We start from the raw sequence: 13,228 nt of genomic DNA, 5'->3' as shown, positions 1-13,228 counted from the left end.
ATTTGGTATCACCAATACCAATGCACAACTTGGACACAATCCTCGAAATCTTAACATTCAACACTTCTGGTGAACACCTTTGCAGTGTACACACAAGTTCTATCTGTGTTCGTTTTATGATTATTTAGCCCCCTAAATCCCCCAAGTGTGGGGGACTTTGAAATTCTTAAGCTGTACTGCATTTAATTTGTATAATTCTTGCGGGCAAGACTTGTACTGAGTTTGCCGTTCGCGTAGCGTGGCGTTAGCCATAGTATGCCCGCACCACAAGAAATAACAATATCAGGATTATTGGATCTAGCTGCGTAACAGCTTATTGTGCCGAAAATCTCCCTAATAACTCCTCACGAGATGATTGTAGAAGTAAAGGAGTAAATTCCTCTCTACTCATGGCCATCAGCGGGTTAATAATTCTTGTCAATTCGGCATCAACTTCACCAAAACGCACTTGTAGAATACTCTCAATGATAGCGCGTCTTTCCCTTTCTACACCAGTCCTAAGTCCTTCCTGTTGTCCTTCCTGGAGTCCTTCTTGTCGTCCTTCTTGTCTTCCTTCTTCTCGTCCTTCCTGGAGTCCTTGTTTTCTCAGTTCTTCTAATTGTTGTTGATACATTTGGGATAATTTCATAATTAACTCCTGATCATCCTGATCAATATCTTGTTCTTGACGCTGACGTGCCGATAACACAGCAATTAGGTTATGTACTAATTCTATGACATCTGCCAGAAATGGATTGTTATTTGTCAGTGTTTCTAATTCTTCCACTGCTTGTCTTTGTACTTTTCCCCTCCCTAATATCCGTAAAAACAGGGTTTCGGGTGTACTGGGTAATTGATGAATACTCACAATGACGGTTTTAAATCCTTTACCAAAAAAGTAAATTCCCTTACCCCAGTTTTCCTCATCCAAACTAGCATTAAAGCTATCGAGGATTTCTACTGATACTGTAGGAGTTAAAATCCATAAATTAGCTAATTCGGATTCATTTATTCGCGTGTCATTGCGTTTAGCTTGACGTTCAACCTGGGCATGAATGTCAAATAATTTACCTATGCAACTGCGGATTTCACTTTTACCTACAGCATTACGGAATGGTTCAAATACGGCATAATTAGCCGCCATTTTCCCTAATACGCCTAGTGTTGCTAGGTTGGTGGGTGGGGATGAGGGGATAAATAATACGTCAATTTGTCTGACTTCTGCGGTGATGTCTTTACTGGTTTCTACTTTTCCATAGGGTGTTAATAGTTCTGTTAGATATTGTTTAGCAAATTGATCATGTATAAAGCGAGTCATTTATTTTGACTGTGAGTAAGTAGGTAAACGGAAAAAAACCGACATAAGTAACGAAAAGTAAAGTTGCCCAAAATACCGGGGTAGCCACGGGGCGCTACTTCTACTTGCTTTTAGCAATCAATAATTGCTTGACTGTTTGTAAGGGAATACCCCAGCTATATTGACTTATTTGTTCTCGCTGTGCGTCCGTTGGGTAAGAACCATCTTCAAAAACATAAGGATCGCCCCAAATTGGGTTAGCATGAAGTCCATTAATTCCTACTAATTCCCCTGCGCTATTTAATAGGGGTCCGCCACTCATCCCTTTTTCTATATCATTGGTAAAGCCGATTTGGTATCCTCCCTCTAGGGCTTTATCTAGCACCAGTTGAATTTTACCGGTTTTAATCACAAACCCCCCAGATTTGCTTTTGCTATTTTTGAGGGGAAAACCAGCGGCTATTACCGAATCTCCAATGGTGGCTTGTTGATTTGATTTGGTAGTAATCCTGTATTCTGAGTCAGCGACAAATTCTAATAAGGCTAAATCATTTCCCCTCAGTTGTTTTTTTTGCACCACAGGGTTAGCACGGTGAATTTTTCCGTCGGGAGTTTGAATAGAATAGGGAGCATCACCAGCTTGTAAAACATGATTATTGGTAATTACTCCATAGGTTGAGGTTAATTTATCTTTATAAAATAGTACGCCAGAACCTAATGAGCGATCGCGCTTTTCTCTAGGGCTACTTAAAATCTTAACTGTAATTAAACGAGCCTCTTGTTCAGGTTGAATTTGTTCTTGGCCAGGCCACAAATTAACCCTTGAAAAAGGGGGTTTTGGAACTGACGACACTGAAGTTGCCAAAGGCAAAACAGAACCAGCTAGTGCAAAAACAGCGACCATTCCTATGCGCCAACCCATGATTTTCCCCCCATAATTTCCAATTTACCAGAGCGGCTCACTGTTACTGTTAATCACTTGATCAATGTCAACGCTGGCAGTGCCATCACGGTTGATTGTTGGTTTAATGTATCCTTCTTGGTCGCCACTGAGGTAAACAGCCTCCCCACCGGCAGCAACACGGGTATTCAATAGTTGTTCCAGAACTTGCTTAGGGTCACGATCCTTGGTCATGGTCAGTAAAATATTTTTTTTATCACAACCATCCTCCTTATATCCTACACCACAGATAACAGATTGACCATTAACTTTTCCCGTTTTCAGGGTTTTCAGTTGACCTTCGAAAAGACTTAATCATGGTTTGTTCTACATCTTTGAGAAAGGGATCATAGAGTTTTTCTTCGGCTCGATAGGTCAGAATATAAACTTTTGAATTACTAATAGTCCAAACTTTCATAACTTTAAACCTGAAGTTATCAATTTGATCTTCACCTGTATAAACTATTTGATATCCCTCTCGATTATCTATTTTTCTCGATTGTTGTTGGAGAATTTTGACGTTTTTAACGGATTTTTGAATTTGTTCGATAGCAGCCTGATTATACTCTGATAAAGTCTGAGATTTTTGTATATCTTCAATACTGATAAATAGCCCTACTTCGAGATTCGGACTAAAAGTATTAGGGAATATTTTGGCAATAGTTCCCCCGGTTAAGGGACTATATTGTTGTTTTTCAGCCTTCCAATCTTGAGGATATTTGATCTCAATTCCAAATTGTTTATCCTCAAATAGTTGACCAGGAATAGTTTTAATATTTACTTGTAAGTCTTGATTTTGATGGCGATAAATAGCTATTAAAACCCCAGTAGTCGTCAAAATAATTGCTGTGATCAATAAAACTTTAATAAATCGAGGTTTGGGAGGAGGGATAATTTCTGTCGTTTGATCATCACCATTGTTTTTATCACTAGGATCATCACGTTTATTCAGAGCTTCCATTACTTCCTGTGCTGACTGGAATCTATAATGACGATCTTCTTGGAGCATACGCCTTAATATTTTACCTAAATGTTCGCTAATATAGGGATATTTTTGCCAATTCCAAAGATTATTAACATCACGGGAATCGTCTGCAAATTCACCTGTTAATAATTGCACACAAGAAGCAGCCAAAGCATATAAATCACTGGAATAATCAACCTTTTCGCCTCTGATTTGTTCTAGGGGAGCATAAGCAGGAGTTCCAAAGACCATAGATGTTTCCGTGGTGTCAATATCACCTTTTATCACTTGTTTAACTGCTCCAAAGTCAATTAAATAGAATTTGTTATCTTCTTCTTTGGAGTGCATAATATTACTAGGTTTAATATCCCGGTGAATAACGTCATTTTTATGGATAAATTTTAAAACAGGTAAAATATTATTTAATAGAGCCAAAACCTTGGCTTCTGAGAAACGTCCTTGTTGTTCCAGTTCCTTTTTTAGATCCTCTCCTTCGATATATTGTTGAACCAAATAATTAAACTCCTGTGGGGTACTGAGTTCGGGGTCAGTTACAGTTGAGGAAAAATAGTCATATAAGCAGGGAATGTTACCGCTTCTATCTCCTAAATCTTCCAGAACCTTAGCCTCCTTTTCAAAGGCTTTTTTAATCCCTGCAACTATTTCAGGAGAATGATGACTATCAATTCGTAATCGCTTAACAACACAATGGCGTTGATTCATCGTATCTAAGTCAATAGCGAGAAAAGTATCTCCAAAACCCCCCTTTCCCAAAGGTTTGAGAAGTTGATATCTTCCTTTCTTTCCAGTTAAAATCGGGAGTTGTTCTTGATTCTCTGTCATTGTCTTACCCCTGGTTTGCTACACACTTGATCTAACACCTCAAGAATATAATAACGGTAATTGTCAACACTTTTCCAGTTTAGTAAAATAACGGCAATTAGCGATCGCTACTACACAAAAAAAGTTACTTTACGTGGATTTATGTAAATATAAACTAGTATTAAATGTAATAAAATTACCAATTTGATAATTTGATAATTTTATTTCCTATTCATAATAGATATCAAAATCCCATGTCGAGGACTAAACAATAAAGCCAAAGTAAATAAACCAGAAACCACTAATACAATAGCCGGACCAGAAGGTAAATTATAAAAGTAGCTAAGATACATTCCGCTAATACTAGAAATTACCCCAATTACCGCCCCTAAAATCATGACTTGATGTAAACGCTTGACTAATAAAAAAGCAGTTGCACCAGGAGTAATTAAAAGTGATAATACTAATATTACTCCCACAGCTTTCATACTGGCAACAATTGTCAAAGCAATTAACAACATTAAACCAAAATTTAAACGATTAACTGGTAAACCAGCAGCTTGCGCTCCTAAAGGATCAAATGTGTAAAATAATAGTTCTTTATATAATAGGAAAACTACCATTAAAACAATAGCCGTAATAATAGCTGTATCCCTGACTTCATCAACAGTTACCCCTAAAATATTACCAAAAAGAAAGTGATTCAAATCAATTTTATTATCCTTTTGAATGACTGTAATTAAAGTAACTCCCAGAGCAAAAAAAGCAGAAAAAACTATACCCATAGCAGCATCTTCTTTAATGGGAGATCGGGTTTTAATTAAGGCTATGGCCATGGTACTCAAAACCCCCGCAATAAACGCCCCGACAAAGATATTAGCACCAATCATGAAGGCTATAGCCAGTCCTGGTAATACTGAATGACTAATAGCATCTCCCAGTAATGCTAGGCGTTGTACCATTAAATAACTACCGACTATAGCACACAATAATCCTACTAGTATGGCGATGATTAAGGAACGTTGCATAAAGCCATATTGCAACGGTTCAATTAGTGTTTGCAACATAGATGAAAATGAACCACGAAGGCGCAAAGAACGCGAAGGAAGAGAGGAAGAGAAGATATTTATTAATTATTATGCTGCTTCAGCAAAGTACATGACTTTTCCGCTATAAGCCTGATTTAAGTTATTTTCTGTTAAGACTTGTTGGCGTGAACCGGTGGCGATTAATTCGCAATTTAGTAAGATTAAATCATCAAAATGGGTAATAGATTCACCTAAGTCATGATTAACTACTAAGACGATTTTATTGGCTTTTGCTAGTTCTTGAAAGACTTCAAATATGATAGTTTGGGTTTTTTGATCAATACCTACAAATGGTTCATCAAAACAGAAAATTTCGGCTTCTTGAGTTAAAGCCCTGGCTAAAAATACCCGTTGTTGTTGTCCTCCTGAAAGTTCACCAATGGGACGATTTTTTAATTCTTCTATTCCCACTTTTGTTAATGCTTGTGTGGCTATTTGGCGGCTGACTGTAGAGAAAGTACGTAACCAACCTGTTTTTTTGATACGCCCCATCATGACTACATCCCATACGGTGGCGGGGTAATTCCAGTCAATTTGACTACGTTGGGGTACATAAGCAATTTTCTCTAGTTGCTGCGTTAAGGGCTGATTTTGGTATATAACTTGACCGTTGGTGATGGGAACTAATCCTAAAATAGCTTTCATTAATGTACTTTTACCTGCACCATTGGGTCCAAAAATACCTGTTATCTTTCCTGGTTTAATTGTGCAGTTAATGTCTCTTAATGCTTCCTGTGTCCGATAATTGACATTTAGATGAGTAATGTTGATCCGTGTAAGTATATTTGCTGAATTTTTGGTAGATAGACTAGATTTTCGGTAATCAGAAATGTTTTGCATAACTTTGATTAAAATAGTTATTTTTTGAGTTTACTATAAAAATGAGAAAAATATGAGAATATCTATAATTAGAAGTAATCACTGAGATAAATGAAACTAATACTTAATATAATGTATGACTTATTACTGAAACCCCTCTCCAAACCTCTCCCCTGTGAGGAGAAAGGCTTTTATTCTTACTCCCCTTCCCTGGGAGGGAAGGGGTTGGGGGTTAGGTTCTCTTTACTTAGTCCCCTTTGTCTAGGAATGTTGGTATCTTTGGCTGTAATGGGTTGTACTCCCAACTCCTCACACGGAGGAAATAATCGGACGCAAGTTGTAGCGACGAGTACCATTATTGCAGATTTAGCTGAAGAAATTGGCGGGGAAAAATTACAAATTACGGGAATTTTGAAACCTGGTGCAGATCCTCATGTGTATGAACCAGTACCCGCAGATAGTCGAGTTTTGGAAAAGGCTAATTTGATTTTGTACAACGGTTACAATTTAGAACCGGGAATTATTAAGTTAATGAATGCGACTGGAGACAAAGCGAAAAAGTTGGCTGTGGGGGAAGTTGTCAAATCTTTAAAATTAGATAAAGGTAGGGGGAAAATTGTTCCAGATCCTCATGTTTGGGGTAGTGCAGAAAATGTTATATTGATGGTGAAAGCAATTAAAAATAGTTTAATCGCTTTGTCACCAGCAGATAAAAATAAGTTGACTGAAAATGCAGATAAGTTAATTGATGAATTACAACAATTACATCTTTGGATTTTACAACAAATCCAAACTATTCCCCCAAAAAACCGTAAATTAATTACTACTCATGATGCTTTTCAATATTATGGAAATGCTTATAAAATAACAATTGCTGGAACTTTAATTGGGATTAGTACGGAGGAACAACCAAGCGCCCAAACGGTGAGAAAATTAGTAGAATCAGTGAAAAAAATAGGTGTTCCAGCGATATTTGCGGAAACAACAATTAACCCAGCTTTAATTAAAACAGTTGCGGAAGAAGCAGGGGTAAAATTAGCACCAACTTCACTTTATTCTGATTCCATTGGGGTAAAAGGTAGTAATAGTGATACTTATATAAAAATGATGGTTGCAAATACCCGCGCTATTGTTGAAGCTTTGGGTGGGAAATATACACCTTTTCAATTAAAGAGTAAAAAATAAGAATTAGATCCCCAAATTGTCTAAAAATTTGGGAATCTTGTTGGTCATTCAACTTTCCCCTTTCCCTAACTAACAAACTTGTTGACGAGTTGCTTCTGCGTCTATGGGTTTAATCAGAAAAATCTTGAACATATACCAAAAAATCATCAAGACTAAGGGGATTTTTTGGAAATATTTGATAATTCCCCAATCGTTGATTTTGTTGAGATCAATTATTTTCTGATTATACAATGCACATTGTTCTAAATACCAGAAGAAATAGGGATGATTGGTATTTAAAATAATCGGAAATGCTTTAGCTGCGGTTTTGTTAGTTTCTTCAATTACCTGATTATTGTATTTACGAGGATGAATACCTAATATTTCATAGAAATTACCTCTTTCAAATACTGTCATGGTGTGAGTTGCAAAAACGGTTATTAAGAAAAACCGCACCCATAACCGAGATTTCCAATTATTCCATAATTGAGGTTGAGAACGTAACAAAGCTTTGAAAAAATCACCGTGTCTATTCTCATCTTGACACCAACTTTCAAACTTCCGAAATAGAGGATAAAATTGGTATTCGGGATTTTTTTCCATGTGACGATATACTAAAATATAACGCCAATAACCTATTTTCTCCGATAGATAAACCGTGTAAATAACCCACTCTATAGGGAAAAATGTATAGGTGCGATTTTTAGTCAGATAACTTAAGTCAAGGGAAAGGTTAAAATCAGCCATTGACTTATTTAAAAACCCCGCATGACGGGCTTCGTCTCGTGCTAAATAAGCAAATGCTTCTGATAATAAGGGGTTATTCTCCTTGAGACGACGGGATAATTCTTTAAATAGTAAAAACCCCGAAAATTCCGAAGTACAAGAACGTTCTAAAAAGTCAATAAAAGCTAGTCGTTTTTCACCAACAATGTGATCCCAACCTTGCTTAAATTCATCATCTCTTATAAAGTGATGACGATTATAATCTGCTTTCAGTTCGTCAATTACAGCCCTTAATTCTGTCTCATATTCAGAAATATCCATTTTAGCCACTGTGTCAAAATCAGTGGTATAAAACCGGGGTGTTAATAGTGTTTCTTGAACGGGTGTTTTTACCCCCGATTTCGGTAACTCAACTGGGGGTTTATTCAACGACTTAACCATAAGTATTCCCTTTACCATTGTCTGCCTTAAAATTATATAAGCATGAATATTTGTTATTAGTCATCAGTTAAATTATGGAAACTAATTCTTACAGAAATACTGAATTATCTAGGATTTATTTATAGTTTAAATACCTATTTACTAAACAAATGTATTTAGGAAACTATAAATAAATATGAATACTTTTATAGTTATACAAAGAATAATAGTTAAATAATTTCAGGAGCGGTAAAAATAGCCGAAATTGCTATTGATAGTAATTTATGCTGGACATTTATGCTGGAGATTTGTGCTAGATAAATTATGCTGATAACTCTATTCATATAGAATAGCAATTTTCTGTAATTATATCGGCTGTGAACTGATAAACGAGTCGCTAAAATTTGGAAAACAACACTACAGACATCAACAAGAGGGAAGAAACAATGAGTAATAATTTAGCAATGAAACTGCGTGTGGGAACGCAACAAGCACATACAAATTCCGAAAATGTCGGTTTCATGAAATGCTTTATCAAAGGGGTTGTAGACAAAAATTGTTTTATTCAGTTGTTGAGTAATTTCTATTTTGTTTACAGTGAACTAGAAGCAGCAATTGAGAAATATAAACAACATCCTGTAATTGGTTTAATTTATTTTCCCGAACTAAATCGCCAATCTTCTCTAAAACAAGATATGTTATTTTATTATGGGAATCAATGGCAAGAAACCATTAAACCTTCACCTGCTACTCAAACTTATATTGCGCGTATTCAACAAATTTCTACCCATGAACCCGCACTATTATTAGCTCATTCCTATACTCGTTATTTGGGTGATCTTTCCGGTGGACAAATGCTCCAAAAAATTGCTCAGTCAGCCTTAAAACTGTCTGGATATACAGGAACTTCCTTTTACAATTTTGAGCAAATTCCCGACAAACAGGCTTTTAAAGAAAAGTATCGTCAAGCATTAGATAAACTCCCCATTGATGATACAAGTGCTGACAAAATTGTCGCAGAAGCTAACTATGCTTTCAAATTAAATATGCAGATATTTCAAGAGTTAGAAACTCTATTAATAGAGACTATTGGTAAAGACACTTACAATAGTTTAATTTGAGTCTCTGCATAATTGACAAGGATATAATTCATCACTCAATTAATTTTGAACATGATGAATTATATAAAGATGCTCAACAAGATGCAAACATCTTATTTATTCTCTTCTTCTATGTTCTCTGTGTCTGAAGTGGTTCATTAAAAACATAATGCTCACCACAAACAAATAGCATAAATATATTAAATATATTCTATTTGTTAATAGCTAAATCCTAAATTACAACATTAAATCGAAATTGGGAAAATCAATTGTGATTATTTCCAATCATCACACAAATTCACTGGAGACTATAATGGTTTTTCTATTACCTGGTGTTAAGTTTGATTTTGATCTAATTCAAAAGTATGATACTCGCGCTCCTAGATACACAAGTTATCCCCCAGCAACAGAATTAACTGATACTTTCACAGCGGAAAATTTCCAAACTGCAATTACCGCTTCTAATCAAAGAAAAACTCCCCTGTCTTTGTATTTCCATATTCCTTTTTGTCAAAGTGCTTGTTATTTCTGCGGTTGTAATACTGTAATTACTAATAACAAGAATATGGCTATACCGTATCTGGAATATTTAGAACAGGAAATCAAAAATACCTCAGCTTTAATTGATAAAAATAGACAAGTTTTACAAATCCATTGGGGTGGAGGAACACCTAATTATTTAGAACTTGAACAAGTGGAATCTCTCTGGAAAAATATTACTAATAATTTCCAAATTGCGGAAAATGCAGAAGTTTCTATCGAAATTAATCCCCGTTATGTGAACAGAGAATATATCTTATTTTTGAGAGATATTGGCTTTAATCGCATTAGTTTCGGGATTCAAGATTTTCACCCAGAAGTGCAAAAAGCAGTGAATCGAATTCAACCAGAATCACTACTTTTTGATGTCATGAGTTGGATTAAGGAGGCTAATTTTGATAGTGTCAATGTAGACTTAATTTATGGTTTACCTTATCAAACTTTGGCAACTTTTCGGGAAACATTACACAAGACAATGGCTTTAGATGCTGATAGAATTGTCGTCTTTAATTTTGCTTATGTACCTTGGATTAAACCTGTACAAAAAATGATTCCCCAAGCAGCATTACCGGGAGCAGAAGAAAAGTTAGATATCCTGAAAATGACAATTGAGGAATTAACTAATCATGAGTATCTGTTTATTGGGATGGATCATTTTGCGAAAAATAATAATGAATTAGCGATCGCTCAAAATCATGGTACACTAAAACGTAATTTCCAAGGTTATACTACCCATGCAGAAACTGAATTATTTGGTTTTGGTGCTACATCTATTAGTATGTTGGAAGATGCTTATGCTCAAAATCACAAGGAATTAAAGGACTATTACAAAGCAGTCGCAGCGGGTGTAATTCCTATTAGTAAAGGTATTCAACTAACCCAAGATGACATTATTAGACGGGATGTAATTATGTCAATCATGTCTCATTTTCATCTCAATAAATTAGAGATTGAACAGAAATATCATCTTGATTTTAATAAATATTTCTGCTACGAATTGCAAGAATTAAAACCCCTAGAAAATGATGGACTAGTCAATGTATTCACTGATCAGATCCATATTACTGATATTGGTAGATTGTTAGTGAGAAATATTGCGGTTATTTTCGATACTCATACAATAACTAGAGAAACTAAATTCTCTCGCGCTATTTAATTTTGCTGAATTTTTACAGTCAAATCAATCAAAATTGGTATGTAATTATGATTTATCAATAAGTCCTAATTACATACCTTTTGATTTATACAGATTATGTCATTAGACAGAAATAAATAATATTAAGCCTTGATAAATTTGACATGAGTTGAATTTTTTTAGGAAGCAATCAATGAATATTATTACTTGGATGATTTTGGGACTATTAGCCGGTGTAATTGCTAAATCTGTCTATCCTGGTTATCAAGGTGGAGGAATGATATCTACGATGATATTAGGTATTGTTGGTGCTTTTATTGGTGGAACTTTATTCACTCTCATTCGCACAGGAACTTTACAAATTACATCTGCATCTTTAAGTATTCCTGGGGTAATAGTAGCAGTTATTGGGGCAATTATTGCTATTTATTTATGGGGATTATGGCAAAGGGGTAGCAGAGTATAATTTACTAATAGTTAGCTATTGATATAGCATTAATTAAACTCTTTTTCATTAATATAAAATGTTGGGTTGACGCAAGAAAACCCAATATCATATTATCCAAACTTTTTTTAGCTTGCTATCAGACATTTTCACAGTTTGATTCAAGATTCCTCAGATTGAATCTAATTAAAGCTTATTCCTACCTAGTGGTAATTTGTTTATGTAGCAATATATCCAAAATCAGCTGTAGCGCAGCTAAATTGTACATTCCTAATACAGTTTTAACAATACAGTCCTAACATAGTTAAATCTTGTGGTGCGGGCATCCTGCCCGCTATCATTATACAAATGAAATGCAGTACATCTGATTACCTACACTGCTTGATATTTTTTAGACATTATTTACCAAACCTAGATAATTTTCAATTCAAACGAAAACGTTACTAGCTTATATGAATATAACTGTGCCTATATCTTATGGAGTATTTTCGGTAGATTTGATTGATAATACAGCCAAAAAAAGCATTAACTATGAAAAAACTCAAACTAACGAGGTTTAAATCGTTGTAACTCCCATTCTTTAGCGATAACATGAGAATAAGTTTACTACAAGCTTTTCATTTCTCGTTTAGCTGAAATTTTTTTTATGGAAATTCAATTAATCAATATCGGGTTTGGTAATATCGTCTCCGCTAACAGAGTCGTGGCCATAGTTAGTCCAGAATCTGCTCCCATTAAACGGATTATTACCGATGCTAGGGATAGAGGTCAACTGGTTGATGCTACCTATGGTAGACGCACTAGGGCGGTAATTATCACCGATTCTAGTCATGTAATTCTCTCCGCAATTCAGCCTGAAACCGTAGCCAACCGGTTTGTCATTTCCCGTGATCATCATGTTGTAGATAATTAATCACCGGAATAGTTATCAACCCAACTCTATTTGTACCATATCGTCTATACCATCTCGATTAGACTGGTTTTCTGTCACCAGTGCTACAAATTCTTTAGTCTTGATGCTAATTTGAACAGTGAGGATAAAAGATTCAGCCGCAAAGTCTGATATTGTAGATATGTAAAAATCTCAAGTCCCAAATTCAAAATAGCAATTAGTTGTTTTACCAGCTAAAACAAGACTAAGGAATCATGTACACTTATTTATTTATTAATTTATTAATTCACTGTTTTTACGAATAATGCCAGTCTTACCTTTCTATCATGCTACAAATACCCAAGAATCTCCTACCCTGGGCAAACTAATTGTTTTAACAGGTCCTAGCGGAGTCGGTAAAGGCACTTTAATGAATGAAATTCTCCAGCGTCATCCAGAATTATATTATTCAGTCTCCGTCACGACCCGTTCTCCACGGCCGGGAGAAATAAATGGTCAAAAATATTACTTTATTACCCGTCAAGAATTTCAAGAATTAGTGACTAAAGGTGAACTTTTAGAATGGGCAGAATTTGCTGGTAACTTTTATGGCACACCCCGTGCAGCGGTGCTTGACCATATTCAGTCGGGTAAGTTGGTGCTATTAGAAATTGAATTAGAAGGAGCAAGACAAATCAGAACCGCCTTTCCTAGCGCCCTGAGCATTTTTATTTTACCACCTTCATTTTCAGAATTAGAAAACCGGATTCGTGGACGCGGACAAGATTCTGAGGAAGCAATTTGTCGTCGTCTCAAACGTGCTGAAGCAGAAATAGCCGCTGCTGATGAATTTGATTTACAAATTATCAATGACGATTTTGAGCAAGCTTTAAAGGAAATAGAGAAAGCTATTTTTGA

General features: G+C 35.5%; 13 protein-coding genes. 6 read left to right on the top strand and 7 right to left on the bottom strand.

What is annotated here, in order from left to right:
* Positions 1-313: 313 nt before the first annotated feature.
* The 6 genes from ACIR310F_RS0110320 to ACIR310F_RS0110295 form a co-directional block, all read right to left on the bottom strand.
* A complete protein-coding gene (locus ACIR310F_RS0110320) occupies positions 314-1,297 on the bottom strand; it encodes a FliH/SctL family protein (protein WP_028083764.1) in 984 nt (327 codons plus the stop codon).
* 100 nt (positions 1,298-1,397) lie between these two features.
* Positions 1,398-2,198, bottom strand: coding sequence for a S1 family peptidase (locus ACIR310F_RS0110315; RefSeq protein WP_028083763.1), 801 nt, complete (start codon positions 2,196-2,198; stop codon positions 1,398-1,400).
* Between the two features lie 24 nt (positions 2,199-2,222).
* Positions 2,223-2,468, bottom strand: a complete 246-nt coding sequence (locus ACIR310F_RS24295; protein ID WP_231387475.1) for a COP23 domain-containing protein — start codon at positions 2,466-2,468, stop codon at positions 2,223-2,225.
* A gap of 13 nt (positions 2,469-2,481) precedes the next feature.
* The gene (locus tag ACIR310F_RS23635; protein ID WP_051289556.1) at positions 2,482-4,023 is read right to left on the bottom strand and encodes a serine/threonine-protein kinase; all 1,542 of its coding nucleotides are present in this window, start codon (positions 4,021-4,023) and stop codon (positions 2,482-2,484) included.
* A 200-nt stretch (positions 4,024-4,223) separates the two neighbouring features.
* On the bottom strand, positions 4,224-5,069 hold the full coding sequence (locus ACIR310F_RS0110300; RefSeq protein WP_028083761.1) for a metal ABC transporter permease: 846 nt from the start codon (positions 5,067-5,069) through the stop codon (positions 4,224-4,226).
* Between the two features lie 69 nt (positions 5,070-5,138).
* Positions 5,139-5,930 carry a metal ABC transporter ATP-binding protein gene (locus ACIR310F_RS0110295; RefSeq protein ID WP_028083760.1) on the bottom strand — a complete coding sequence of 264 codons (792 nt, stop codon included), beginning with the start codon at positions 5,928-5,930 and terminating at the stop codon, positions 5,139-5,141.
* Positions 5,931-6,176: 246 nt separating this feature from the next.
* Between ACIR310F_RS0110295 and ACIR310F_RS0110290 the strand changes: the two genes are divergently transcribed.
* The gene (locus ACIR310F_RS0110290) at positions 6,177-7,094 is read left to right on the top strand and encodes a metal ABC transporter solute-binding protein, Zn/Mn family (RefSeq protein WP_231387468.1); all 918 of its coding nucleotides are present in this window, start codon (positions 6,177-6,179) and stop codon (positions 7,092-7,094) included.
* A gap of 69 nt (positions 7,095-7,163) precedes the next feature.
* Here the strand turns inward: ACIR310F_RS0110290 and acsF are convergent, their stop codons facing one another.
* Positions 7,164-8,240 (bottom strand): magnesium-protoporphyrin IX monomethyl ester (oxidative) cyclase, encoded by a 1,077-nt coding sequence (gene acsF / locus ACIR310F_RS0110285; RefSeq protein WP_028083758.1) that lies wholly within the window; start codon positions 8,238-8,240, stop codon positions 7,164-7,166.
* A gap of 425 nt (positions 8,241-8,665) precedes the next feature.
* On the opposite strand from acsF, the gene ACIR310F_RS0110280 reads away from it, so the two are divergent.
* The 5 genes from ACIR310F_RS0110280 to gmk form a co-directional block, all read left to right on the top strand.
* The gene (locus ACIR310F_RS0110280) at positions 8,666-9,340 is read left to right on the top strand and encodes a biliverdin-producing heme oxygenase (protein ID WP_028083757.1); all 675 of its coding nucleotides are present in this window, start codon (positions 8,666-8,668) and stop codon (positions 9,338-9,340) included.
* 292 nt (positions 9,341-9,632) lie between these two features.
* Positions 9,633-11,015: an oxygen-independent coproporphyrinogen III oxidase gene (hemN, locus tag ACIR310F_RS0110275; protein ID WP_028083756.1), complete on the top strand. Its 1,383-nt coding sequence runs from the start codon at positions 9,633-9,635 to the stop codon at positions 11,013-11,015.
* 172 nt (positions 11,016-11,187) lie between these two features.
* Entirely contained in the window at positions 11,188-11,460 is a 273-nt protein-coding gene (locus ACIR310F_RS0110270) for a GlsB/YeaQ/YmgE family stress response membrane protein (RefSeq protein ID WP_028083755.1), read from the top strand.
* Between the two features lie 625 nt (positions 11,461-12,085).
* Positions 12,086-12,352 carry an extracellular matrix/biofilm regulator RemA gene (gene remA / locus ACIR310F_RS0110265; protein ID WP_015080662.1) on the top strand — a complete coding sequence of 89 codons (267 nt, stop codon included), beginning with the start codon at positions 12,086-12,088 and terminating at the stop codon, positions 12,350-12,352.
* 283 nt (positions 12,353-12,635) lie between these two features.
* Positions 12,636-13,228, top strand: a 593-nt coding sequence (gmk, locus tag ACIR310F_RS22075) for a guanylate kinase (RefSeq protein WP_035367863.1), incomplete at its 3' end; no start/stop codon positions are given.

This window comes from Dolichospermum circinale AWQC310F (genome assembly GCF_000426925.1).
Taxonomy (GTDB): domain Bacteria; phylum Cyanobacteriota; class Cyanobacteriia; order Cyanobacteriales; family Nostocaceae; genus Dolichospermum; species Dolichospermum circinale.
This window is presented reverse-complemented; position numbering and strand designations above follow the sequence as displayed.